Consider the following 24,160-nt stretch of genomic DNA (forward strand, 5'->3'; position numbering starts at 1 on the left):
GAAACAGGGACAGGGGGGCTTCTCCTTCGTGGCTTTGCTAGGCGGCGAGGGCGGTTGCGGCAAGGGCGCGCATCGAATTGAACCGCCGCCGCTTTCGCGTATAGGTGCGCGCACCGACGGCCGAGAGGAGCCTGCCTTGTCCACCGAAATACAGCATGACGTCATCATCATCGGCTCGGGCGCCGCGGGGCTGACCGCCGCGATCGCGCTCGCCGATCATTGCCGCGTGCTCGTGCTGGCGAAGGGTGATCTGACCGGCGGATCGACCGCCTGGGCGCAGGGCGGCATCGCGGCGGTGCTCGACGCGGGCGATACGTTCGAGAATCACATCGAGGACACGATGGTCGCCGGAGCGGGCCTGAACCGCCGCGACACGGTCGAGTTCGTGATCGAGAATGCGCCGCACGCGATCGAACGGCTCGTCGAAATGGGCGTCCCCTTCAACAAGCAAGCCGAGGCGCTGCACCTGACGCGCGAGGGTGGGCATTCGCACCGCCGTATCGTCCATGTCGACGACGCGACCGGCTGGGCGGTGCAGGCGGCTTTATTGAAGACCGCCGAAGCGCATCCGAACATCACGCTCCTACCGGGGCAGGCGTGCATCGACCTGATCACCGGCCGCCACGAGGAGCGCTATTCGGGCTCGGGGCGCGTGTGGGGCGTCTATGCGCTCGACGAAAAGAGCGGCAAGGTCCACGCGCATGTCGGCCGCGCGACGATCCTCGCGAGCGGCGGGGCGGGGCGCGTGTACCAGTTCTCCACGGCGCCGCGCGGCGCGACCGGCGACGGCATCGCGATGGCCTGGCGCGCGGGCTGCCGCGTCTCGAACATGGAGATGATGCAGTTCCACCCGACCTGCCTCTACAATCTCGACGTCAAGAATTTCCTGATCACCGAGGCGGTGCGCGGCGAAGGCGGCATATTGAAGCACCCCGTCACGGGGCATCGTTATATGCCCGATTATGACGCGCGTGCCGAACTCGCGCCGCGCGATGTCGTCGCGCGCGCCAACGACGACCAGATCAAGCGCTCGGGGCTCGACTATGTCCATCTCGATATCAGTCATCAGGACCCGGATTTCGTCGCGGGGCATTTCCCGAACATCTATGAAAAGCTGCTGACGCTCGGCATCGACATGACGAAGCAGCCGATCCCCGTCGTGCCCGCGCAGCATTATACGTGCGGCGGCATCCTGATCGACCTCGACGGGCGCACCGACCTTCCCGGGCTCTATGCGGCGGGTGAATGCACCGAGAGCGGTCTGCACGGCGCCAATCGCCTCGCGTCGAACAGCCTCCTCGAATGCTTCGTCTTCGGCGAGGCGGCGGCGAAGGACATCATCGCGCGCTGGGACCAGCTCGAACCGCCGCCCGCGATCCGGCCGTGGGACGAAAGCCGCGTCACCGATTCGGACGAAGAGGTGGTGATCAAGCAGAACTGGACCGAGATCCGCCGCTTCATGTGGAACTACGTCGGCATCGTCCGCACGACCAAAAGGCTCGAACGCGCGCAGCACCGGATCAAGATGCTGGCGGGCGAGGTCGGCGACTATTACGGCCACTTCCGCGTCACGACCGACCTGATCGAGCTCCGCAATCTGCTTCAATGCGCCGAGCTGATCGTGAAGAGCGCGCTCCACCGCAAGGAAAGCCGCGGGCTGCACTATACGCTCGATTATCCCGACATGCTGGCGCAGGCGGTCGATACGGTGCTGGTGCCCTAGCCCCCGATCCCGAGCAGACGGCCCGCCAGAATCAACACGATCGCGCCGATCACCGAGGCAAAGCAGCCCGCGCGGCTGAAATCGCCGCGACCGCGCGAGGTCGCCAGCCCCGCGAGCAACGAACCGCCGATGCCGAGCAGGATCGTCGCGATCCACCCCATCTCGACCGCGCCGGGATAGAAGAAGCGCGCGAGCGCGCCGATGATGAGGCCCGAGATGATCGCGCCGATGATATTGATCATACGTTGAACCCTTCATTGAGGAACCGCTCGGCGAGCGCCGCGTGCAATGCCGCGCCACGCGCCATCACGCTTTCGTCAAGTACCATATGGTTCGAATGCAGCCCGCAGCATTGGCGCCAGTCGCTGCCCGCTTCGCTCGCGCCGAGCCAGAACATCGCGCCGGGGACTTTTTCGAGCACATAGGAGAAATCCTCGGCGCCCATCACCGGATTTTCCATCGTCAGCCACGCCTGCTCGCCGAAGGTGTCCTCGACGACCGCTTGGCCGAAGCCGACCGCGCGCGCGTCGCAGATGGTCACGGGGAAGCCCTCCTCGATATGTACCTCGGCGGTGCAGCCGTGCGCTTCGGCGATCGCGGGGGCGAGGCGCTTCAACTCGCGCGCGACCATCGCGCGCCTTTCCGGCGACAGGGTGCGGATCGTGCCGAGCATTTCGGCCGTCTCGGGAATGATATTGTTCGTCGTCCCCGCCGCGATCTTCGCGATAGTGACGACCGCGGGGTCGAAGACCGAGATGCGGCGCGTGACCATCGTCTGGATCGCGGTGACGATCGAACAGGCGACGGGGATCGGGTCGATCGCGTCCTGCGGCATCGACGCGTGCCCGCCCGCGCCCTTGACCGTAATCGAAAGCACGTCCGACGAGGCCAGCAGCGGCCCCGCGCGCCCCGCGAAGATGCCGTGCGGCGCGTTGGGCATGATGTGGAGTGCGAAGGCTGCGTCGGGCAGCGGATCGATGATCCCGTCCTCGAGCATGAAGCGCGCACCATGATGGCCCTCCTCGCCCGGCTGGAACATGAATATCACCGTGCCCGGCAACCGGTCGCGCGCCGCGCAGAGCAGCTTCGCCGCGCCGACGAGCATCGCGACATGCGTGTCGTGCCCGCACGCGTGCATCGCGCCGCTGATCTCCGACGAGAAATCGAGCCCGGTCTCCTCGAGCAAAGGCAGCGCATCCATGTCGCCGCGCAGCAGCACGGTGCGTCCGTTCGCCGGGCCGCGAAGGATCGCGATCAACCCGGTCGTCGAAGGCCCTTCGCGGAATTCGAGTGGCAGCCCCGCGAGCGCGTCCTTGATCTTGGCGAGCGTCTTCGGGTTCTGCAGCCCGAGTTCGGGTTCGCGATGGATCGCGCGGCGGAGGTCGACGAGATCGCCCAAGAGGGTTTCGGCCTCGGCGGGCCAGCTGTGAGACAGTTCCATCCAGCGAATGTGCCGCGAAGCCATCGTCATGTCGAGGGACCTCGGACAGGCCTGGACGGAGACCCATCGTGTCGGGCGTCCGAACGTCCCACATCAGCCCGAACCGCTCGCAGAGCCGGATGAAGGTATAGCCCCAATCGCTCTGGCCGGGGTGCAGGCCGATGCGCGCCGAGCCCGGATGGGCGTGGTGGTTATTGTGCCACGCCTCGCCCATCGTCGGGATCGCGGCCCATGGCACGTCGAACGCCTGCACGCCGTGCGCATCGATGGTCCAGTGCTGCGGCCCGCGATTGTGCGCGAGGTGGCCGACGAGCCAGTGCCCGTGGTTCGCGACCGCAATGCGCGCGGCGACGCCCCAGACGGCCCAGCCCCAACCGCCGATCGCGAAGAATAGGAGCGCGACGGGCAGTTGCTGCCAGCGCCATGTCGCCTCAAGCCAGCGATGGAAGGGGTCGTGGTCGAGTTCGGCGAAATCGAAGCGTGGCGGACGGTCGAGGTCGAGGCGGCAATAAATCTGCCACCATGCGTCGCGGAGCATCCCCGTGCCGTGGCGCAGGAAGGGATGGCAGTCGACCTGCCGCTGCGCCCAATCGCGCGTATCGTGCGCGCGAATGATGCCATATGGCCCGGCCATGCCGACGAAAGCGCCGAACCAGACGAGCGTGCGGGTGAGCCAGCGCGGCGCCTTGAAGGCGCCGTGGATCATCATCCGGTGATAGCCGACGCTATGCCCAAGCAGCAGCGCCGCGCCGGTCGTGACGAAAAAGAGGGTGATAGCGCCCGGCGTCAGGAAGGATGGACCGGCGGCTAGGGCGATCACGGCCATCCCGCCATTCCAGACAATGCTCGGCATGTCGGCACGGACTTGCCCCGTAACGGGATCGGGGCCGTCTTCGTCGATCAGGAAATTGACGGCATGGGGATCATCGCTGCGCATCACTCGACTCCTGCAATGAAATAAGAAATTACTTAAATATCTAATTCCTTGTCAAGAGGCGCAAGGGCGCCCATTTAGGGACCTATGGAACGGGTCTTTCAGGCATTGGCGTCGACGCCGCGACGGCGGATTCTCGCCTATCTTGCGCATGCGGAGCTCAGCGCGGGCGACATTGCGGCGCGATTCGAGATGAGCAAGCCCGCCGTCTCGCAGCATCTGTCGGTGCTCGAAAATGCCGGGCTGATTGCGAGCGAGAAGCGCGGGCAATTCGTCTTCTATCGCCTGATCCCCGACGCGCTGACCAACGTGCTCAACGGCTATGTGCAGGAAGTCTGCCCGGTGTCGCGCCCGCTCAAGGCCGAATCGCGCGCGCTGGCCGAGAAGCGGCGCGATGAGGGTTAGCGCGTTCCTCCAAACAATTGCCGTCCCGCGAGGTCGAGCATGATTTCCTCGCTGCCGCCGCCAATCGCATTGACGCGCACCTCGCGGTAGATGCGTTCGACCTTGCTGCCAGTGATATAGCTCGCACCGCCGAGTATCTGTGCGGCCTCGCGCGCGACGGCCTCGAGCATGCGCGTCGCCTGCACCTTGAGCATTGCGAAGTCGGCGGGGCGGTCCTTGCCGTTTTTGACCTGCCAGGCGCAAAGGTCGACCCACGCCTGCGTCGCCTCGATCTGGCGTTCCATGTCGGCGAGCTTGATGCGGATCGACTGATGGCCGACGAGAGGCTTGCCGAAGGTCTCGCGGTTCTGCGCCCATTCGGCCGCCTCGGCCATCGCGACGCGGGCGTATGCGCAGCAGCCCATCGCCATGCCGAGCCGCTCGCTGTTGAAGTTGCGCATGATGCCGATGAAGCCGGCATTCTCCTGGCCGATCAGATTCGCGGCGGGGACGCGAACGTCGCTGAAATGGATCGCGGCGGTGTCGCTGCAGCGCCAGCCCATCTTGTCGAGCCGCGTGCGCTCGACGCCGGGCGCGTCCATGTCGATCAGCAGCAACGAGATGCCTGCCGCGCCCGGCCCGCCGGTGCGCACCGCGCAGGTCAGCCAGTCGGCGCGCATGCCGCTGGTGATGAACATCTTGCCGCCGTTGACGATATAGCTGTCGCCGTCCTGCACCGCGGTGGTCTTGAGGTTCGCGACGTCGCTGCCGCCACCCGCCTCGGTGATGCCGAGCGCGATGATCTTTTCGCCCGCGAGCACGGGCGGCGCGACGCGCTGTTTCAGCTCGTCCGAGCCGAGCGCGAGGATCGGGGGCAGCCCGATACCGTGCGTCATCAGCGACGCGCTTAAACCCCCCGCGCCGACCGCGGCGAGTTCTTCGGTGAGGACGAGGCCGTGGAAATTGTCGAAGCCTTCCGAATGGCCGCCATATTGCTCGGGATAGCGCAGGCCAAGGATGCCCGCGTCGGACGCTTTTTTGTGGAGTTCGCGCGGCAATTCGCCTTCGGCCTCCCAGCGGTCGATATGCGGCGCGATCTCGCGCGCGACGAAACGGCGGACGCTCTGCGCCAGCGCTTCGTGGGTTTCGTCATAATAGGGCGAGCGCGCGCGCCAGTCGTCGAAGGCTGTCATGGTGCGATGCTGGGCCGGGTTGACGGGCACGTCAAGTAGGAGGCGTCAAGCGAGGCTTGCGCCGCGACGACAACGACTTAAGGTCGCGCGCCATGAACAAGCCCACCCTGCTCGCCGGCCTCGCCGCTCTCGCCCTGATCTCCACCCCCGCCATGGCGCAAAAGTCCCCCGAGGCGGCTGCCGAAGCCGCGCTCAAGAAAGCACCGGTGTTCGACGGGCATAATGACGTGCCGTGGGAGCTGCGGGGCAGTGTCGGCAATGTGATCAACGATTTCGATTTTCGTGACACCACCAAGCCCAAGCCCGACGGCAGCGTGATGCACACCGATATCCAGCGCCTGCGCAAGGGGCATGTCGGGGCGCAATTCTGGTCGGTCTATGTGCCCAGCAACACGAACGAGCAGCAGGCGGTGCAGCAGACGATCGAGCAGATCGACGTCGCGAAGCGGCTGATCGCGCGCTACCCGAACGACCTCGGCTTCGCGTCGACCTCGACCGAACTCGAACAGCAGATGAAGGCGGGCAAGGTGGCGGGCATGCTCGGCGCCGAAGGCGGTCAGTCGATCGGCTCGTCGCTCGCTGTGCTGCGCGAGCTTTATGGCATGGGCGTGCGCTACATGACGCTGACCCATGGCAAAACGACGCCGTGGGCCGACAGTGCGACCGATGCGCCGCAGCATGACGGGCTCACCGATTTCGGCAAACAGGTCGTTCGCGAAATGAACCGGATCGGCATGATCGTCGATCTGAGTCACGTCAGCGAAGCGACTATGAAGGACGCGCTGGAGGCGTCGAAGGCGCCGGTGATGTTCAGCCACTCGGGGGTGCGCGCGGTCAACGACCATCCGCGCAACGTGCCCGACAGCGTGCTGCCCGCGGTCAAGGCGAACGGCGGTGTCGTGATGGTCGTGCTCTACGCAGCGTTCCTCGATCCCAAGCTGCGCGCGCACGGCCTGTCGCGCACGGCGGAAAAGGCGCGGCTCGACGCGCTGTACGTAGGCAATCCCGATGCTGTCGCCCCGGCGCTGAAAGCGTGGGACGCCGCGAACCCGGCGCCGCAGGTGCCGATCGGGATCGCGGCGGACCATATCGATCATCTCAAGAAGACGATCGGTGTCGATCATATCGGGATCGGCGGCGACTATGACGGCATGGACGCGACCCCGGTCGGGCTGGAGGATGTCACAGGCTATCCGCGGCTGTTCGCCGAACTCGCGCGGCGTGGTTATACGCAGGCCGAACTCGAGAAGATTTCGAGCGGCAATATGCTGCGCGTGCTGAAGGCGGTCGAGGCCTATGCGGCGAGCCAGAAAGGCCAGCCGCCAATCGAGACGCCGGTCGCGAAATAGGGGGCTAGGGGCGGCGGCGAAACGGCCAGTCGGTCGCGCCGCTCGCCCACAGCGCCCACCAGATGATCAGCGGCTGTGCGGCGAGGCGTGGGCCGTGATACCACCAGCTTAGTGTCTCGCCGCCGATCGCGACATTGGCGAGCGCGTGGTGGAAGTTCGCGGGCCAGACGCAGAGGGCATAGAGCGCAAGGCCCCAGCCGGCCGCCTTGCGCGTCGCCGGGATCATCAATCCGACCGCGCCCGCGATCTCGGCAATACCGGTCGCGGAGACGACCAATTCGGGCTGCGGCACCCACAGTGGCACGATCGCGAGGAAGGGCGCGGGCCGCGCCAGATGCGCCCAACCCGCATAGCCATAAGCGAGCGCGAGCAGCCAGCGCAGCGCGGTACGAACGGGGTCCTTCACCGCCCGATCGCGCCGAGCATCGCCTCTATGCTGGTGAATTTCTCGCGCGGGTTGCCGTCGAGCGCCGCCTTGACCTCGGCCTCCTCGATCCGGCGCCAGTCGCGGAAGGTGACGGGAGTGATGCCGCGGCTCGCAAGCAGCGCGTCGAGCCCCGCGCGCCCGGCCTTGCCCGCGCCGCGGCCGATATCCTCCAGCACCATCTCGCCGATGCGCGCACCGTCGGGCTTGTTCGTGCCGATCGTTCCCGAAGGCCCGCGCCGCGCCCAGCCGACCGCATAGAGGCCGGGCAGAATCCGCCCTTCGTCGCTCGCGAAGCGGCCGCGGCCATGTTCGTAGGGAACGCCGGGGATCGGCGGGGTCTGATAGCCGATGCAACTGATCACGAGACCGGCGTCGACGGCATAGGTTTCGCCGGTGCCATGGCTGCGGAGGTCGGCGTCGAGAACGGTCTTCTCGACGATGATGCGCTGGACTCGCCCGTCGCCCTCGATCGCCACTGGCATCGCGAAGAAGTCGAAATCGATCGTCACCGGCTTGGCGACCGGGTTGGCCGCGAACTGCCGAAGGTGCGTCACCGACTTGCGCATCCCGGGCTCGAGCATCGCGTCGTCGCCCTCGTCGGGAAGGTCGGCGGGGTCGACGCGCGGGCTCGCGCGCTCGAGATGGCCGAGTTCGCCAAGCTCCTTCGGCGTCATCGCGATCTGGTGCGGGCCGCGGCGGCCGAGGATCTGGATATGGCGCACCGCGCTCGCCGCCAACATATCGCGCGCGTGCGCGACGATGTCGCTGCCCGCGAACTCCCGGGGGGTCTTGGCGAGGATGCGCGCGACGTCGAGGGCGACATTGCCGTTGCCGATCACCGCCACACCCGGCGCGTCGAGCGGTGGATCGAGATCGGCGAAGTCGGGGTGGCCGTTGTACCAGCCGACGAAAGCCGCGCTGCCGATTACGCCGGGAAGGTCGGCGCCGGCTATGTCGAGCGGCCGGTCGTTCGGCGCGCCGGTCGCGAGCACCACGGCGTCGTAGAGGCCGACAAGCTCGTCGATCGTCACGTCGCTGCCGACCGAGACATGGCCGACGAAGCGGACATTGTCAGTCAGCGCGGTGCCCTCGTAGCGGCGCGACACCGCCTTGATCGATTGATGGTCGGGCGCGACGCCGGTGCGGATCAGGCCGTAGGGCACGGGCAGCCGGTCGATGACGTCGACCGCGATATCGTCGGCTTTCTGCAATGTTTCGGCGGTGTAATAGCCCGCCGGGCCCGACCCGACGATCGCGACATGACGCATCAACCCACTCCTTCGGGCATCCGCGCGGGCGCGCGGCCCCTCTTTTGTTATCGGGTGATGCTAGCGGCGAAATGCGTCAGGGCAAGCGCGCTTGTACGGGCCGCCGCTCCGGCCTTGACAGGCGGCCCCCGCAATCATATTGCGCGCCCCTCTTTGCCCCGTCGTCTAATGGTAAGACTACGGATTCTGATTCCGTCTATTGAGGTTCGAATCCTCACGGGGCATCCATTTTCTATCGCCGCGATCGCAAGGGCGGTGCGGAAACTCCCGAACATTGATGGCGCCCCGGCCGCTTGTTGCGCCACAAGGCCCCGCATTGGCACGCGCATGCTTTGCGTTCACCCCGCGGGGCGTGACGTTCGCCGTTGCCGGCATGCGTTGGGCTGCACCGCCACGCCGATCGGCGGCGATTCGCTCCAAGCGATGAACGGCCCGCGCTAGCGCCCCCCCTTGAAAGAAGAGGGGACGAAGATGATCGAGGCTACGCATGTTGTCGCGGAAACCGGCCCGACGGCGCCTGTGAAGGCGATCCTGATCGGCGGTCTGGTGGGCGGCGTTCTCGATCTGGGTTTCGCCTTCACCGCCTGGGCGCTGAGGGGCGTCGGCCCGGCCGATATATTGCGGAGCATCGCGTCGGGGCTGCTGGGCCCCGCGGCCCGGAGCGGCTTTGCGCCGGTGCCCTTGGGATTGGTGAGCCATTTCCTGCTCTCGTTCCTGTTTGCCGCGGCATTCGTCCTCATCGCCGCGCGGATCGCGCCGTTGGGGCGCCAATCGCCCTGGCTCGCCGGTCCGCTCTACGGCGTCGCCGTCTATTTCGTGATGAACCGCATCGTGCTCCCGCTCTCGAACTTCGCCGTTCCGGCTGGCGGGATGTCGCTCAGCTTTGCGGACCTCGCATCGCACATGTTCCTCTTCGGCCTGCCGATCGCGCTGGCAGCGCATCGTTGGGTGCGGGTCGTTTCATAATAACCGATAATAACAGGGAGTATCAATATGTTGGGCAAATTTCGACCGCGTCACTATCTGCTTTCGACGACATTGCTCGGGAGCGTCGCCTGCATTACGCCGGCCTATGCGCAGGACGCGACGGGGGGCGAGACGGCGATCGAGGATTCGGCGCCGATCGTCGTCACCGGATCGCGCATCCAGAACCCCAATCTCGAGCAATCGAGCCCCGTCCAGGTGGTGGGCTCGACCGAAATCGGGCTGCGCCAGGCGACCAATGCCGAGGAGCTGATCGGCGATCTGCCCGGCGTGTCGCCGGGCGCCAACAGCGCGGTCAACAACGGCGGCGCGGGCTTCGCTTCGCTCAACCTGCGCGGCGTCGGCACCAACCGCAATCTCGTGCTGCTCGACGGGACGCGGCTCGTACCGTCGTCGCTGCTCAGCGAGACCGACCTCAACATCATTCCCGTCGCGCTGATCGAGCGCGCCGAGATCGTGACCGGCGGCGCTTCGTCGGTCTATGGCGCCGACGCGATCGCCGGGGTCGCAAACTTCATCACCAAGCGCGACTTCGCCGGCGTCGAGCTCGCCAGCACGGTCGGCATCACCGAGCGCGGCGACGGCGCGCGCTATCGCTTCGACGTGACGGTTGGCGCCAATTTCGACGACGGCCGCGGCAATGCGGTGCTGAATGTCGGCTATCAGAAGGTCGAGCCGGTGCTGCAGGGCGGCCGCGCCGTTTCGCGCGACACCTATTTCCTCGACGGCAGCCTCGTCGGTTCGGGAACGACGACCCCGACGCGCATCAACAACCGCATCTACAACCCCGCCGATGGTGCGCTGCGCGACTATGTCGGGTCGCGCGACGCCTATAATTTCGCGCCCGCCAATTATTTCCAGACCCCGCTCGAGCGCTATAATCTGTTCGGGGCCGCCCAATATGAAGTCGCCGACGGCATCGAAGTCTATGCCAAGGGCATGTTCACCCGGTCGAAGGTGCAGCTCAGCCTCGCCTCGTCGGGGATGTTCGGCGACACATGGCAGCTGCCGCTCAACAACCCGTTCCTGCCCGATGCCGTGCGCTCGGAGGTTTGTGCGTCGAACGCGATCTCGGCCGCCGACTGCGCCGCCGCGGGCGCCGCGACCAGTCCGAACGATCCCGCGTACCGCGAGGTCGCGACGGTCATCAACCGCCGCTTCATCGAGGCCGGGCCGCGCATCCGCAACCTGACGACCAATCAGTTTCAGGTCTGGGCCGGCGTCCGCGGGTCGATCACCGATGCGATCGATTTCGACGTCTATGGTCTGCATGGCGAATCGGACCGCAAGAACAGCAATATCAACTGGGGACTGAAATCGCGCGTGCAGCAGGCGCTGCGCGCCAACAGCACGACCGAATGTGCCGATCCGTCGAACGGGTGCGTGCCGATCAACCTTTTCGGCGATGGCACCGACATCACGGACGAGGCGATCGCCTTTTTCAACCAGCCGGCCGGATCGACGGTGAGCACGCGCCTGTCGGTCGTCAGCGGCAGCATTTCGGGCGAGCTGGGCAATTTCCTGGCCGGGGAAACGCCGATCGGCTTCGCGCTGGGCGCCGAATATCGCAAATATGGCGCCGAGCAGGTGTCCGACGTCGCCTTCGGGACGCAGGACGAAGTGCTGGGCACCGGGGCGCCGTCGCCGTCCTTTGCGGGCACCTATGACGTCAAGGAAGTCTTCGGCGAGCTGATCGTGCCGATCGTCGAGGATGTACCCGGCATCTACAGCCTGACCGCCGAAGCGGGCATCCGCCTGTCGGACTATTCGAACACGGGCACGAGCACGACGTGGAAGGCCGGCGGCACCTGGGAGCCGTTCCGCGGGTACAAGATCCGCGGCATCTATCAGCATTCGGTGCGCTCGCCGAATATTTCGGAGCTCTTCACGCCGATCACCACGGGCCTCGCGAACCTTGCCGAGGATCCGTGCCAGGGCTCCAACCCGGTCGGCAACGCCGCGCTCACCGCGATCTGCATCGCGCAGGGCGCGCCCGCGGGTTCGATCGGGAATATTCCGGCACCTTCGTCGGGCCAGATCAACCAGACGGCGGGCGGCAATCCGGACCTCGACGTCGAGACCGCCGATTCCTATACGCTGGGACTGGTCGTGACGCCGCCGCAGGTGCCCGGGCTCGCGATCACCGCGGATTATTATCATATCAAGATCACCGACGCGATCACGCTGCCGACGCCCAACGACGTCTTCGGCCCCTGTTTCGACGAGGGCGATGCGGAGGCGTGCGCGCTGATCCGCCGCAACCCGCTCAACGGGTCGCTGAATGGCGGGGGGGATACGCCGGGGCAGATCGCGCTGCTCACCAATCAGGGCACGATAACGACATCGGGCGTCGATCTGCGGATCAACTATGGCTTGCCCACCGGTTTCGGGCGGCTCAACTTCGACCTTTCGGGCAACTGGACCGAGCAGTCGAAGTTCAAGGCCTCGCCGACCAGCATCAACCGCGAGTGCGTCGGCCAATATAGTTCGAACTGCGGTTTCTTCGCCGGCGAAATCACCCCCAAATACAGCTTCAACATGCGTGCGACGGCGCAGATCGACGATTTCGGGGACATCTCGCTGCTGTGGCGCTGGCTCGACGGTTCCGATTATGAGCGAATTCTGGACGCCGACGGGATCGAACCCGATTATCTGCATATCCCGAGCTATAGCTATTTCGACCTGACCTATCGCGCCAAGGTCGCCGACATCTTCACGCTCACGCTGGCGGTCCAGAACCTGCTTGACAAGGACCCGCCGCTCGTCAGCAACTATGTCGGCACCACGGCGCTCAACTCGGGGAACACCTATCCGACCACCTACGACGTGCTGGGACGGCGTTACAGCCTGACCGCGAGCATGCGCTTTTAAGGGTCGCGCTTCCGGCGCCGGGGACCAGTCCCCCTCGGTGCCGGCCCGGTGTGCGGACGAAGGGTGGTGCCTTCGTCCGCGCATCACCTACGCTCTCACCCGCGCCTCTTCCGGCGCGGGTGAACGCACGATATCTGCGGCCGAACGTCGGTCGACAGCTTCCCGCCTTCCTGCGATAACCGCGCGATGAACCAGGTCGCGGCCTTTCCATCCACCGGCGTTTACGAAGTGGCTACGGCCGGCCGGCCGGGCAGCCTCGAACGCCAGCGGCGGCAAGCGATCCTGTGGCTTACCGGCGCCTTCTGGGGCGTGCACACGCTGGCGCTATGGATCGCCGATCTGCTCGACCACCACCCGCATCTCCTCCGCGCGACTGCGGTGCGGTTGATGCTCATGGCGATCGGCCTCGCGCTTTGCTTCGGCATCCACATGATATTGCAGAAGCTGAGCCGGCGGGCCTGGCGCCAAAAGGCGCCGATCGTCTTTTTCGCTTCGCTCGTCGCGGCCGAATTCTTCGCCTGGTGCACCTATTTCGCCCTGGTTTATGCGAAGGGAGAGCCGGTCCAACTCGCGATCGACGGCAGCGCTGTGATCCGCACCCTCGTTCCCTGGACCTGGTTTTTTCTGGCGTGGGTCGGGCTCTATCTGGCCGTTCAATATGGTTTCGAGGCGCGCGCGGAGGAACGGCGCTCGGCGCAGCTTCGCACGATGGCGCAAGCGGCCAAGCTGCAGGCGCTCCATTACCAGATCAATCCGCATTTCCTGTTCAACAGTTTCAACGCGGTATCGGCGCTGATCCTCGACGGGCGGGCCGACGACGCCAATGCGATGGTCGAGCGGCTCGCGGGCTTTTTCCGCGTCAACCTTGCCACCAATCCCGACGTCGACATTTCGCTGGCGGAGGAGGTCGCGCTGCAGGCGACCTATCTTGAAATCGAGCAGACGCGTTATCCCGATCTGGCAGTCCGCATCGACCTGCCGCCGGCGCTCGGGCGCGCGGCGGTGCCGGCTTTCCTGTTGCAGCCGCTGGTCGAGAACGCGGTCAAGCATGGCGCCGGAACGGTCGGCGCCGGCGACGCGTGGATTGCGATCTCGGCGCGGCAAGAACAGGGCCGGCTGGAGGTCGTGGTCGAAAACAGCTGTTCGTCGGCCTCCGGGCGCGCAGGGGTTTGCGGCACGCATACCGGCCTTCGCAATGTCCGCGACCGGCTCTCCAATCGCTTTGGCGCGGACGCGAAATTGTCGATCGAGCGGCTGCCCGCATCCCGCTTTCGCGCGACGCTCAAATTGCCGCTGGGATATGCCGAATGACGATGCGGGTGCTGACCGTCGACGATGAGCCGCTCGCGCTCCGGCGGCTCGAGTTGATCCTAGCGAAGCTGCCCGACGTGGAGCATGTCGGGTCGGCGAGCGGTTGCCGCGAGGCGATCGCGAAGATCGCCGAGCTGAAACCCGATACCGTACTGCTCGACATCAAGATGCGCGACGGAACGGGTTTCGACGTCCTCAGCCGGCTCCCCGAGGATGGCGTCCCGGGGGTGATTTTCACGACAGCGTTCGACCATTTCGCCGTTCGCGCCTTCGAAGCGCATGCCATCGATTATATCCTCAAGCCGATCGAAATTTCGCGGCTGCGTGCAGCGATCGACCGGTCGCGCGACCGGCTCGCGGCGGCCGATGCGCGCGAACAAATCGCCCAGATGCGCGCGGTGATCGACGATCTGCGCGCGGGATATCACGAGCAGGGGATACGGCAGCGCGACGACGAGCTGTGGCTGCGTGGGACCGCGGGTGCGCTGACCTGCATCCAGCGCGCCGATATCGACATGATCACCGCCGAGGACGACTATGTCCGGCTGCACACGGCGTCGGCATCCTATCTGCTGCGCGGGTCGATCAGGGCGGCGCAGGCCGACCTCGACCTTCCCGAAGAGGAGTTCGTCCGCGTGCATCGCCGCGCGCTGCTGCGGCGAAGCGCGATCGCAAGCGTGCGGCGCTCGGCCGGAAAGGGCGTGCGGGTGATCCTGCGAAACGGCACCGACGTCGGCGCGGGGCGAGTCTACGCCAAAAAATTGCTCCGCTCGCTTCCCGCGGTCGGCTGACCTTCCGTCAAAAGGCGGTTTCGCCCATCCGGCGCTACGAAAAAAATCGCGAATCTGCATCCATCTATGCGCGCCGCGCCGTCCAGTCGATGATCGGCGGCTGCGCCGGTCCGGGCGGCGGCTTCGCGCGGCGGCCGATCTGGCTCCCCGGTTCGGATCGTCCCCGCCTTGCCGGAGGCCGCCGCCTGTGGTTTCACCATGCCGAGCGGCATGAAGGAGAGAGAAGTTGGATCAGCTGATAACCGCTGCGGCAGCCGCCGTCCCCGCCGCACCCGCCGCGGTTCCGCCCGCCGCGGTCAGCGTGCCCCTCCCGGGCGCGCAGTCGATCAGTCCCGCCGACGTTGCGGCCTATATCGATCCGCGCGACGTCGCCTCGTTCCTGCCCCCGCCCGCACCGACCACCGAGCTTGTCGCGGTGAGTGACCGCTTCTTCGGCTGGCTTGAAAATATGACGATGGTCGCGCTGTTCGTTGTCGGCTTTTTCCTGCTCGCGCGATTGCTCCACGCGTGGATGCTCCACCGCTCGATCCGCCGCGCGCTCGATGCGAAATCGGATGCGGTCAGCCCGCTGATCGACAAGCTCAACAAGCCCTATGAGCATCTTGGCGGCCAGAGCCCCGACACGCCGGGCGACGACCGCAACGCGCTGGTGCTGCTCGCGATCGGCCTCGCGATGGCGGGTTTCGGGCTGATTCAGGGACATGAGCAATTGATCCGCACTTCGGCGGGCGCCGCGCTCTTTCCCATATTCGTCGGTATCGCCCTCCTCGTCCGCCGCCGCCTCGCGCGCGCGGCGGCTGCGGAGGAGCGCGCCGCTGCGTGATGGGGTACGCGCCGATGAGGATTGGGCTCTCAGCCAGCGTGTCGCGGGGGGCGATCGCGCCGCTTTTCAGCTCCTCGTGCTGCGGCACGAAGGGCGATTGCGCGCCTTCCTGTCCCGCGCCGCCGGGTGCGATGCCGACGATCTGGCGCAGGAAGCCTTCGTTCGCGCGTGGCAGCGCGCGGGCGAGTTTCGGGGGCAAGGAAGTTACGCGGCCTGGCTCATGGGAATCGGCTGGCGGCTGTTTCTCGACCAGCGGCGCACCGCGCGCCGGCGCGAGGGGCTGGCGGCGGGCGAGGAGGCAGCGAGCGCGACCGATCCGCGGCCCGCGAGCGATGCCGCGATCGATGCCGACCGCCTGCTCGCCGCGCTGTCGCCGCAGGAACGCGCCGCGCTTACGCTCTGTTTCGGCCATGGCTGGTCGCATGGCGAGGCGGCCGCGATCATGGGGGTGCCGCTCGGCACGCTCAAATCGCTGGCCTTGCGCGGCCGCGCCAAGGCGCAGAAGATGATGGGCGAAGGAGCGGACCGATGACCCAGCCGGCCGATCAGGCGATGGACACGCTGCTCGCCGCGCTGCTGGCGCCGCCCGAGCGGCCGGGCGACCGCGGCTTTGCGATCGGGGTCGAGCGCGCGATCGATGCGCGGGCGGCCTATGCGCACGCGCGGCGGCGCTTCTGGCGCAGCTTCGCGTTCGAGGCGCTCGCCGTGGCCGCGCTGCTCGCGGCGCTGTGGCTTTTGTCGTCGGCGCCGTCGCTCGCTCCGCTTGCCGGAGCCGCGCATTGGGGCCTCGCGCCGCCCTTATTGCTCATCCTGCTGCTGTGGTTCGGGACGCAGCGCTGGCGCCAGGCCTAGGGCACCGCGCGGCTAGCCGGCGGCCGCGTCCTCGCCCTCGAGCCCCTGATATTTGAGCTGGAGATAGCGTTCGCGCGTCGCGAGCTTGTCGAGCTCGCCGGCGGCGAGGCTGCGCGCGGCGTTGCCGATTTCGCCTTCGAGCATCTTGAGGCCGCCGACGAGCGTCTCGTCGGGGGTACGGCCGGCGTGGGCTTCCTTGCGGAGACCCGCGGGAATGCGCTGGTAGCCCGCGACGAGTTCGGGCAGATCCTCGCCGACCAGCTTGCGGATATTCGCCGCCGCCGGGCTCGATGCGTCGAGCGTCTGGAGCTGCGGCGCGAGCAGGTCGAGCTGGACGCCGATGCCGTCGACGAGCTGGCGCGCCGGCGCGGGCAGCATCGGCCGCTGCGCTTCGAGCCAGATTTCAGTGCGGCCCGCGAGCTGTTTGAGATCGGCCTTGGGCAAATCCTGCTGACGCGGCTCGGGAAAGGGCGGCCATTTGCCGAACAGTACCGCGACGCCGACGAGCAGCACGAACAGCGCGAGCAGCCCGACGAAGCCGAGCGGCTGGATCAGCGCGCCGAACACCGCAGCCCCGATCAGCACAATCCCGCCCGCGATGAGCATCCGGCCGAGCTTTTTGTAGAGATGCTGGCGGCGCAGCGCGACGCTCTTCGTCCCGATCGGCCGGCGGCGCTCGCGCGACCGTTCGATCGCCGATTCGGCCGAAAGCCGGATCTTGTCGACTTCGCTCATCGTCATCGTGCGCCTTAGCCTTCGAGCGCGGCGAGCGGGCTATCGGCGCCGCCGACGCTGGCCTGCGCCTGGCTCGCCCCCTCGGCGCGCGCGATATAGCCCTTCGACTTCGCGACCTCGCTTTCGAGCGTGCCCACCGTCGTCTTCATGCTGTCGAGCGCCTTCAGCTTGAAGGTGTCGATCGCGTCCATCGTGTCGTAGATATTCTGGAACGCGCGCTGGAGCGTTTCCATCGGGATCGTACTCGACGCCGCCTGCTCGTGGATACGTGCGGTATTGTCCTTCAGCATCTTCGACGTGCCGTCGATGATGTTCGCCGTGGTGGTGTTGAGCGCGGTGATCTGTTCGAGCACCAGCTTCTGGTTCGTCATCGCCTGTGCGACGGTGATCGCGGTCTTGAGCGCGCCGACGGTGGTCGTGCTCGCGCGGTCGACGCCCTTCACCAGCTCGACATTGTTCTTTTTGACGAGGTCGAGCGCGAGATAGCCCTGCACCGTCACCGCCATCTGGGTGAGCAGGTCCTGCGTCCGCTGGCGCGCGTAGAAAAGTGCGTTCTCGCGAAGGATTTTCGCCTTTGCCGGATCGACGCCGTCGAGTTCGTTGGCTTTCGCTTCGAGTTTCTCGTCGAGCGTCTGGGCGATGTGGACCATCTGCTCGAGCTTGCCCATCGATTCCCACATCTTGCGGCGTTCGACGTCGATCGCCGCATTATCCATCAAGAGCTCGTCCTTGCCGTTGGCGAGCGCGGTCAGGATGCCGCCGATATGCGTCTGCGCGCTCCGATATTGCGCGAAATAATTGTTGATCTTGCCGCCGAAAATCTTGTCGAGAAAACCGCGCTTCGAGATCAGCTTGCCGTTCGCCGACGGGTCGAGCCGCTCGACAGTGGTGCGCAGTTCGATGAGGTTCTGGCCGATGTCGGTGTCGCGGTCCATCGCGCGGATCGGGCGATCGAGGAAGCGGTTCGAATGGCTCGCCGCCTCCAGCATCTCCTTGCGGCCCATATTGGTGATCTGGTCGACCTTTTGCCCGAAGGCGGGCGAATTGACGTCCTGCGCGACGAGGTCGTCGATGAACCCGTCGACGCGCTCGCCGAGCTTCGATTTCTGTTCGGTCGACAGGGGGACGAGGCCCGCGGCCTTTTCGGGCGAAACCGACGGTACGGGGTCGGGCGGGGTCAGCTTCAGCTCGTCGGTTGCGGTCGCCGTCGCGGTCACTTCGCTCATTCGTCTTCCTTCCAGCCCCTTACCGTCCGCCTATATGGCACGCGGTCCTGTATTATTCAAGCACTACACCTATTCCGCCTTCAGAACTGGGGCGATCCACGCGGACAGGATCAGCTGCGCCATATGATAGACGAGGATCGGGACGAGCACCATGCCGGCGATGGCCGGCGGGAACAGCGTCGCCGCGAGCGGCGCGCCGACCGCGATGCTTTTCTGAGCCCCTGAAAAGAGCAGCGTGATGCGGTCCGGGTGCGCGAGCTTCAGCAGCCCGCCGAGCGCCCAGGCGCCACCGAAGGACAGCGCGAGCAGCGCAGCCACGGCGGCGAGCACGATCGCGATCTCGCGCGCGTCGAGCAGGCCCCAGATGCCGGCAACCACCGCCGCGGAAAAGGCGACATAGACGGCGATCGCGATCGCGGCGCGGTCCATGAAGGTCGCGAGGCCGCGGTGCGCAAGTACCCACGGGCGCAGCCAGCGCTGGACGAGCTGCCCGGCGACGAAGGGCAGGAGCAGGATCGAGACGATGCGGAGCACCGCTTGCCCATGTATTTCGCCCGCGCTTCCCGCGAGCAGCGCGAAAAGAAGGGGTGAAAGCGCGACGCCGCTGAGGTTGAGCAGCGCCGCGGCAACCACGCTCGCGGCGACATTGCCGCCGGCCAGGCTCGACGCCGCGGTGGCAGACTGGACGGTCGAGGGCAGGATGCCGAGGAAAAGGAAACCGAGCGCGAGCGTTGCGGGCAGGACGGAGGCGGTCGCCGCCTGCGCTGCTAGGCCGAGCAGCGCCATGCCGCCGAAGCAGAAGGCGAGCGCGCCTCCCTGCAATTTCCAGTTGCGGATGCCGTGGATCACTTCCTCGCGCGGCAGACGCACGCCGTTGAGGAAGAAGAGAAAGACGATCGCCGCGGTCGACAGCCCTCCCGCAATCGGCACCGCGGCGCCGCGCACCGGAAGCAGGCTGGCGAGCAGAATCGTCGCGAGCAGCACGGGGACGAAACGGTCGGGGAAGATGCGGGACAGCATTGGGATGAGCGATGGCGGTCTTGCGCAACGTTGGCAAGGCGAACGATCCTCCCTGCCGCGAAGCGGTGGGGAGGGGACCGCTCGCGAAGCGAGTGGTGGAGGGGCCGCGACGTCGCGCCCCAAGCCCCTCCGTCAGCGCTTCGCGCTGCCACCTCCCCATGGCTTCGCCACAGGGAGGATTGGATGTGGCGCGAACTCGGCTAAACAGCCGCATGACCCATATCCTTACCCTCGCCGCTTTGCCCGAAGAGGCCGACGCGCTCTTTCCCGGCACCGGTGCGCGCGCGGCGGGACCGTTCGCCGAGCGGCGCATCGGCGTGGGCGGTCACGATCTTACTATCGCGACCTGTGGTCTCGGCAAGGTCAATGCTGCGCTTTGTGCCGGGGCGCTCGCGGGCGATGCCGATATGCTGCTGATGACCGGCACCTGCGGCTCGCTCGGCGCCGCGCCCGGCGCTTACTGGATCGCCGAGGCGCTGCAGCATGATTATGGCGCCAATCAGCCCGGCCTTTTTCGCCGGTACCGCGCCGGCGAATGGCCGATCGGCGAAGCGGGGGAAGCGCATTTCTCGGCGATGGCCGATCCGGGACTCGGCCTGCCGCATGCGCGGATCGCGAGCGGCGACAGCTTCGTCGCCTGCCCCCAAGCCGCGGCCGATTTGGCGGCGCTCGGCGCGACGCTCGTCGATATGGAGGTCGGCGCGGTCGCGCAGGTTGCGGCAAAGCTCGGGCTTCCGTGGGCCGCGATCAAAGCGGTGACCGATGACGCGAACGACGACAGCGCGGGCGATTTTCATGCCAATCTCGTCCGCGCGGCGTGCTCCGCGGCGGACGAGGTCGAGCGGCTGATCGCGATGATCTGAGCCGTTCCGCGCGGCCCCCGGCTGTGGTAAGCTTGTGCCACAACGACCGAGGGAGAGACTCGCGATGCGATACCGGTCTTCACTAGCCATGCTCGCCGCCTGTGCGGTCTTCGCTGCGCCGATCGCCTTCGCCGCGGGAAGCGGCGGGAGCGGGAGCAGCGCGCCGCCCAGCCAGAGCAGTTACGACCCCACGGTCGACTACAAGAAGGGCGCCGATGCCTTTGCCTCGGGCAAATATGCGGAAGCGGCGAAAGCGTTCAAAAAGGTCGTATCGGCGGTCCCGAAGAATCCGCAGGCCAATTATCTGCTCGGCGCGAGCTATATGGCTGAGGGCGAGTTTTCGCGCGCGGTGAAACCGCTCGAAGCCGCGGTGCGCTATGACGAAAAGATGGTCGACGCGCGGCGCGACCTCGGCATCGCGCACGCGAAGCTCGGCAAGGCCGACAAGGCCGACGCGCAATTGGGCGCGCTGAAGGCGATGCAGGAAGCCTGCGCGGGGGCGTGTGCCGATTCGGCGAAGCTGACCGATGCGATCGCCAAGCTCGAAGCGGCGATCGCATCGGGGCCGCAGGCGCAGAGCGCGGTCGAGCCCGAGGTGCGGCTGGCGTCGGCCGAAACGCTCGACGCGACTTATGTCGCCGCGGTCGGGCTGATCAACGAGCATCGCTACGAAGCGGCGATCGCCAAGCTCGACCAGGCGTTGTGGGCGGCGGGGCCGCATCCCGATGTGCTCACCTATCTCGGCTTCGCGAACCGCAAGCTCAAAAATTACGCCGCCGCCGAAAGCTATTATCGCGAGGCGCTCGCCATCGCGCCGGCGCATCGCGGCGCGCTCGAATATTATGGCGAGCTGAAGCTCGAACGCGGCGACGTCGCAGGGGCGAAGGCGCATCTTGCGAAGCTCGAGGCGATCTGCGGCTTCGGCTGCCACGAGGTCGACGAGCTTCGGCGCTGGATCGCCGCGGGGCGCGCATCCGCAAGCTGATCGCGCTCGCCGCGCTGCTCCTCGGCGCTGCCGCGGCGCCGGGCACCGCGCCGCCGGCCTTCGAGCAGTTGCGCTGGACCGCACCGGGGGCCGAGCTTGCCCTGCTGTCGGAACAGCCCGCGACCTGCATGGCGGGCGACGGGGATATGATCCGCGGCGGCCGGGCGCTGTTCGCGACGCCGACCTTGCTCGGCGGGCAGGCGGCGAAGGCGGGGCTCAGCTGCGCGAGCTGCCATATCAACGGGCGCGACAATCCGCATTTCCTGCTCGCGGGCGTCTCGGCGGGGCCGGGGACCGCCGATGTGACGAACAGCTTCTTCAGCGCGGCGCGCGGCAACGGCCGCTTCGATCCGGTCGCGATTCCCGATCTGGCGAAGGCGGGGAAGGTCTCGCGCGATCCCGGCACGCGCGCGCTCGAAACCTTCATCCGCAACCTGATCGTCGAGGAATTCGGCGGGCAGGAACCGACGCCCGCGATGCTCGATGCGCTCGCCGCCTATGTCCGCGCGATCCGGCCTTGCCGGGGCGAGCCGCGGGTCGCGCGGCGGCTGGACGATCAGCTGGCGGCGATTGCCGACGGCGCCGCGGTTGCGCTACTGATGATCGATCACGGCGACCGGCACGGGATGCAACTGGCAATCGCCTCGATGCGGCATCAGCTGGGGCTCGTCGCCGAGCGTTACGCGGGGCCGGGTTTCGCCCGCGACCGCACCGCTTTGCTCGCGGCGTCGCGTCAATTGCAGGCGATCGGCGAGATCCCCGACGCCCGCGACCTTCGGCTGGCCCTCGAACGGTGGAAGCGCGATTTCGACGCCGGGCTGGCGCGGCGCCTCCGCGGCGCCGAAGCGCGATCGCTTTACGACAGAAAGCGTCTCGACCGCGCGCTTCGCTAGTTCGGGCGCCGTCGGCAATCATGTTGCGCCGCAGCACCACTTCTGTTAGGGGCGCGGCGTTTCGCGGCGCTCCGGGCGCTGCCCCCTTCCATCAAGGCTCAAATCCGCATGTCTCTGCGCAATATCGCCATTATTGCCCACGTCGATCATGGCAAGACCACGCTCGTCGACCAGCTTTTCCGCCAGTCGGGTACCTTCCGCGATAACCAGCGCGTTGAGGAAAGGGCCATGGATTCCAATGACTTGGAGAAAGAGCGCGGGATCACGATTCTGGCGAAATGCACCAGCGTCGAGTGGGGCGAAGGCGCCGACGCGACGCGCATCAACATCGTCGACACGCCGGGCCACGCCGACTTCGGCGGTGAGGTCGAGCGTATCCTGTCGATGGTCGACGGCGTCATCCTGCTCGTCGACGCGGCCGAGGGCCCGATGCCGCAGACCAAGTTCGTCACCGGCAAGGCGCTCGCGCTGGGCCTGAAACCGATCGTCGTCGTCAACAAGATCGACCGCAGCGACGCGCGCGCCGCCGAAGTGCTCGACGAGGTGTTCGAACTGTTCCTGACGCTCGAAGCCAATGACGAACAGCTCGACTTCCCGATCCTCTACGCCTCGGGCCGCGGCGGCTTCGCCTCGGACAGCCCCGACGCGCGCGAGGGCACGCTCGAGCCGCTGTTCGAGACCATCGTCCGCCATGTGCCCGAGCCGGGCCTGCCCGTCGATGCGCCCTTCACCTTCCTCGCGACCCTGCTCGACCGCGACAATTTCATCGGTCGCATCCTGACCGGCCGCGTCCAGTCGGGCACGGTCAAGGTCAACCAGCCGATCCACGCGCTCGACATGGACGGCAAGGTGATCGAGGCTGGCCGCGCATCGAAGCTGCTGGCATTCCGCGGGCTCGATCGCGTGCCGGTCGAGGAAGCGAAGGCGGGCGACATCGTCGCGATCGCGGGGCTGACCAACGCGACCGTCGCGAACACGATCGCCGACACCAGCGTCAGCGAACCGATCGCCGCGCAGCCGATCGACCCGCCGACGCTGTCGATGCGCTTTGCGGTCAACGACTCGCCCATGGCGGGCCGCGAGGGCAGCAAGGTCACGAGCCGCATGATCCGCGACCGCCTGCTGCGCGAAGCCGAAACCAATGTCGCGATCCGCATCACCGAAAGCGCCGACAAGGACAGCTTCGACGTCGCGGGCCGCGGCGAGCTCCAGCTCGGCGTGCTCATCGAAACGATGCGCCGCGAAGGCTTCGAACTCGGCATCAGCCGCCCCAAGGTTCTCTATGGCGAGGATGAGGACGGCAAGCGCACCGAACCCTATGAAACCGTCGTCATCGACGTCGACGACGAACATTCGGGCACGGTCGTCGAGAAGATGCAGATCCGCAAGGCCGACCTCACCGACATGCGCCCGTCGGGCGGCGGCAAGACGCGCATCACCTTCAGCGGCCCGTCGCGCGGCCTGATCGGCTATCACGGCGAATTCCTGTCGGACACGCGCGGCACCGGCATCATGAACCGCCTGTTCGAGAAATATGGCCCCTACAAGGGCGTGATCGAGGGCCGCAAGAACGGCGTCCTGATCTCGAACGGCAATGGCGAAGCCGTCGCTTACGCGCTCGGCCCGCTCGAAGAGCGCGGCATCCTCTTCGTCTCGCCCGGCGAGGCGCTGTACGAGGGCATGATCATCGGCGAGAATGCCAAGCCCGACGACCTCGAGGTCAACCCGATGAAGTCGAAGCAGCTCACGAACTTCCGTTCGACGGGCAAGGACGACGCGATCCGCCTGACCCCGCCGAAGCGCATGACGCTCGAACAGGCGATCGCCTATATCGACGACGACGAGATGGTCGAGGTGACCCCGAAGAATATCCGCATCCGCAAGGCGATCCTCGACCCGCACGAGCGGAAGAAGGCGTCGCGCAAGAAGGAAGCGGCGTAACGCCGGCGGCGAATCCCGATCGTCGCCCCCGCGAAGGCGGGGGCCGCTCGAGGTTTACGCAGCAGCGAAGAACAAGGCCGATGACGGCCCCCGCCTGCGCGGGGGCGACGTGCTTGAAACTTCGCGGCCGGGAGCGCATCAAGATG

Annotated in this window: 23 protein-coding genes and 1 tRNA gene; 16 read left to right on the plus strand and 8 right to left on the minus strand. The window is 66.8% G+C overall.

Annotated elements, in window-relative coordinates; translation table 11 throughout:
* Positions 1–136: 136 nt before the first annotated feature.
* A complete protein-coding gene (gene nadB / locus OVY29_RS13910) occupies positions 137–1,723 on the plus strand; it encodes an L-aspartate oxidase (RefSeq protein WP_037556309.1) in 1,587 nt (528 codons plus the stop codon).
* On the opposite strand, the gene OVY29_RS13915 is transcribed toward nadB, so the two are convergent.
* Together OVY29_RS13915 and OVY29_RS13920 are read right to left on the minus strand one after the other, a co-directional pair.
* Positions 1,720–1,965, minus strand: a complete 246-nt coding sequence (locus tag OVY29_RS13915) for a GlsB/YeaQ/YmgE family stress response membrane protein (protein WP_037556288.1) — start codon at positions 1,963–1,965, stop codon at positions 1,720–1,722. The genes nadB and OVY29_RS13915 overlap by 4 nt on opposite strands.
* The gene (locus OVY29_RS13920) at positions 1,962–3,194 is read right to left on the minus strand and encodes a M20 family metallopeptidase (RefSeq protein WP_409581465.1); all 1,233 of its coding nucleotides are present in this window, start codon (positions 3,192–3,194) and stop codon (positions 1,962–1,964) included. Before OVY29_RS13920 ends, OVY29_RS13915 begins: the two co-directional genes overlap by 4 nt.
* Positions 3,195–3,618: 424 nt before the next feature.
* On the opposite strand from OVY29_RS13920, the gene OVY29_RS13925 reads away from it, so the two are divergent.
* Both OVY29_RS13925 and OVY29_RS13930 read left to right on the plus strand, forming a co-directional pair.
* The gene (locus OVY29_RS13925; RefSeq protein WP_161786553.1) at positions 3,619–3,975 is read left to right on the plus strand and encodes a hypothetical protein; all 357 of its coding nucleotides are present in this window, start codon (positions 3,619–3,621) and stop codon (positions 3,973–3,975) included.
* A gap of 210 nt (positions 3,976–4,185) precedes the next feature.
* Positions 4,186–4,503, plus strand: a complete 318-nt coding sequence (locus OVY29_RS13930; protein ID WP_037556285.1) for a metalloregulator ArsR/SmtB family transcription factor — start codon at positions 4,186–4,188, stop codon at positions 4,501–4,503.
* Here OVY29_RS13930 and OVY29_RS13935 read toward each other — a convergent pair.
* Positions 4,500–5,675, minus strand: a complete 1,176-nt coding sequence (locus OVY29_RS13935) for an acyl-CoA dehydrogenase family protein (protein ID WP_037556308.1) — start codon at positions 5,673–5,675, stop codon at positions 4,500–4,502. The two genes, OVY29_RS13930 and OVY29_RS13935, sit on opposite strands and share 4 nt — an antisense overlap.
* Before the next feature lie 92 nt (positions 5,676–5,767).
* Between OVY29_RS13935 and OVY29_RS13940 the strand changes: the two genes are divergently transcribed.
* Positions 5,768–7,024, plus strand: a complete 1,257-nt coding sequence (locus tag OVY29_RS13940; protein ID WP_037556284.1) for a dipeptidase — start codon at positions 5,768–5,770, stop codon at positions 7,022–7,024.
* A gap of 4 nt (positions 7,025–7,028) precedes the next feature.
* On the opposite strand, the gene OVY29_RS13945 is transcribed toward OVY29_RS13940, so the two are convergent.
* On the minus strand, positions 7,029–7,430 hold the full coding sequence (locus OVY29_RS13945) for a DoxX family protein (RefSeq protein ID WP_200880195.1): 402 nt from the start codon (positions 7,428–7,430) through the stop codon (positions 7,029–7,031).
* Positions 7,427–8,719, minus strand: coding sequence for an FAD-dependent oxidoreductase (locus tag OVY29_RS13950; protein ID WP_037556283.1), 1,293 nt, complete (start codon positions 8,717–8,719; stop codon positions 7,427–7,429). Before OVY29_RS13950 ends, OVY29_RS13945 begins: the two co-directional genes overlap by 4 nt.
* A gap of 154 nt (positions 8,720–8,873) precedes the next feature.
* Here OVY29_RS13950 and OVY29_RS13955 point away from each other — a divergent pair.
* The 8 genes from OVY29_RS13955 (at position 8,874) to OVY29_RS13990 (ending at position 16,351) form a co-directional block, all read left to right on the plus strand.
* Positions 8,874–8,947: transfer RNA gene (locus OVY29_RS13955), tRNA-Gln, on the plus strand.
* Positions 8,948–9,190: 243 nt separating this feature from the next.
* Positions 9,191–9,685, plus strand: coding sequence for a hypothetical protein (locus tag OVY29_RS13960; RefSeq protein WP_152567641.1), 495 nt, complete (start codon positions 9,191–9,193; stop codon positions 9,683–9,685).
* Positions 9,686–9,712: 27 nt separating this feature from the next.
* Positions 9,713–12,574: a TonB-dependent receptor domain-containing protein gene (locus OVY29_RS13965; protein ID WP_052182335.1), complete on the plus strand. Its 2,862-nt coding sequence runs from the start codon at positions 9,713–9,715 to the stop codon at positions 12,572–12,574.
* A gap of 186 nt (positions 12,575–12,760) precedes the next feature.
* Entirely contained in the window at positions 12,761–13,885 is a 1,125-nt protein-coding gene (locus OVY29_RS13970) for a sensor histidine kinase (protein WP_052182334.1), read from the plus strand.
* Entirely contained in the window at positions 13,882–14,676 is a 795-nt protein-coding gene (locus OVY29_RS13975; RefSeq protein ID WP_037556282.1) for a LytR/AlgR family response regulator transcription factor, read from the plus strand. The genes OVY29_RS13970 and OVY29_RS13975 overlap by 4 nt, the downstream gene beginning before the upstream one ends.
* Before the next feature lie 226 nt (positions 14,677–14,902).
* Positions 14,903–15,499, plus strand: a complete 597-nt coding sequence (locus OVY29_RS13980; protein WP_037556281.1) for a hypothetical protein — start codon at positions 14,903–14,905, stop codon at positions 15,497–15,499.
* Entirely contained in the window at positions 15,492–16,031 is a 540-nt protein-coding gene (locus tag OVY29_RS13985; protein WP_037556280.1) for an RNA polymerase sigma factor, read from the plus strand. The genes OVY29_RS13980 and OVY29_RS13985 overlap by 8 nt, the downstream gene beginning before the upstream one ends.
* Positions 16,028–16,351, plus strand: a complete 324-nt coding sequence (locus OVY29_RS13990) for a hypothetical protein (RefSeq protein WP_037556279.1) — start codon at positions 16,028–16,030, stop codon at positions 16,349–16,351. The genes OVY29_RS13985 and OVY29_RS13990 overlap by 4 nt, the downstream gene beginning before the upstream one ends.
* Positions 16,352–16,363: 12 nt before the next feature.
* On the opposite strand, the gene OVY29_RS13995 is transcribed toward OVY29_RS13990, so the two are convergent.
* The 3 genes from OVY29_RS13995 to OVY29_RS14005 form a co-directional block, all read right to left on the minus strand.
* Positions 16,364–17,092, minus strand: a complete 729-nt coding sequence (locus OVY29_RS13995) for a hypothetical protein (protein WP_037556278.1) — start codon at positions 17,090–17,092, stop codon at positions 16,364–16,366.
* A gap of 8 nt (positions 17,093–17,100) precedes the next feature.
* On the minus strand, positions 17,101–18,312 hold the full coding sequence (locus OVY29_RS14000) for a toxic anion resistance protein (protein WP_037556277.1): 1,212 nt from the start codon (positions 18,310–18,312) through the stop codon (positions 17,101–17,103).
* Between the two features lie 69 nt (positions 18,313–18,381).
* Positions 18,382–19,332 (minus strand): bile acid:sodium symporter family protein, encoded by a 951-nt coding sequence (locus OVY29_RS14005; protein ID WP_052182332.1) that lies wholly within the window; start codon positions 19,330–19,332, stop codon positions 18,382–18,384.
* A gap of 212 nt (positions 19,333–19,544) precedes the next feature.
* Between OVY29_RS14005 and OVY29_RS14010 the strand changes: the two genes are divergently transcribed.
* From OVY29_RS14010 to typA, 4 genes are all read left to right on the plus strand, one after another.
* Positions 19,545–20,195 (plus strand): purine phosphorylase, encoded by a 651-nt coding sequence (locus OVY29_RS14010; protein ID WP_313911586.1) that lies wholly within the window; start codon positions 19,545–19,547, stop codon positions 20,193–20,195.
* Between the two features lie 64 nt (positions 20,196–20,259).
* Positions 20,260–21,180 (plus strand): tetratricopeptide repeat protein, encoded by a 921-nt coding sequence (locus OVY29_RS14015; protein ID WP_081933133.1) that lies wholly within the window; start codon positions 20,260–20,262, stop codon positions 21,178–21,180.
* A gap of 68 nt (positions 21,181–21,248) precedes the next feature.
* Positions 21,249–22,073, plus strand: a complete 825-nt coding sequence (locus tag OVY29_RS14020) for a hypothetical protein (protein WP_037556275.1) — start codon at positions 21,249–21,251, stop codon at positions 22,071–22,073.
* A gap of 108 nt (positions 22,074–22,181) precedes the next feature.
* Positions 22,182–24,014, plus strand: a complete 1,833-nt coding sequence (typA, locus tag OVY29_RS14025; protein WP_313911587.1) for a translational GTPase TypA — start codon at positions 22,182–22,184, stop codon at positions 24,012–24,014.
* Positions 24,015–24,160 lie beyond the last annotated feature (146 nt).

It is taken from the genome of Sphingopyxis sp. SE2 (assembly GCF_032227185.1).
In the GTDB taxonomy this organism is placed as follows: Bacteria; Pseudomonadota; Alphaproteobacteria; order Sphingomonadales; family Sphingomonadaceae; genus Sphingopyxis.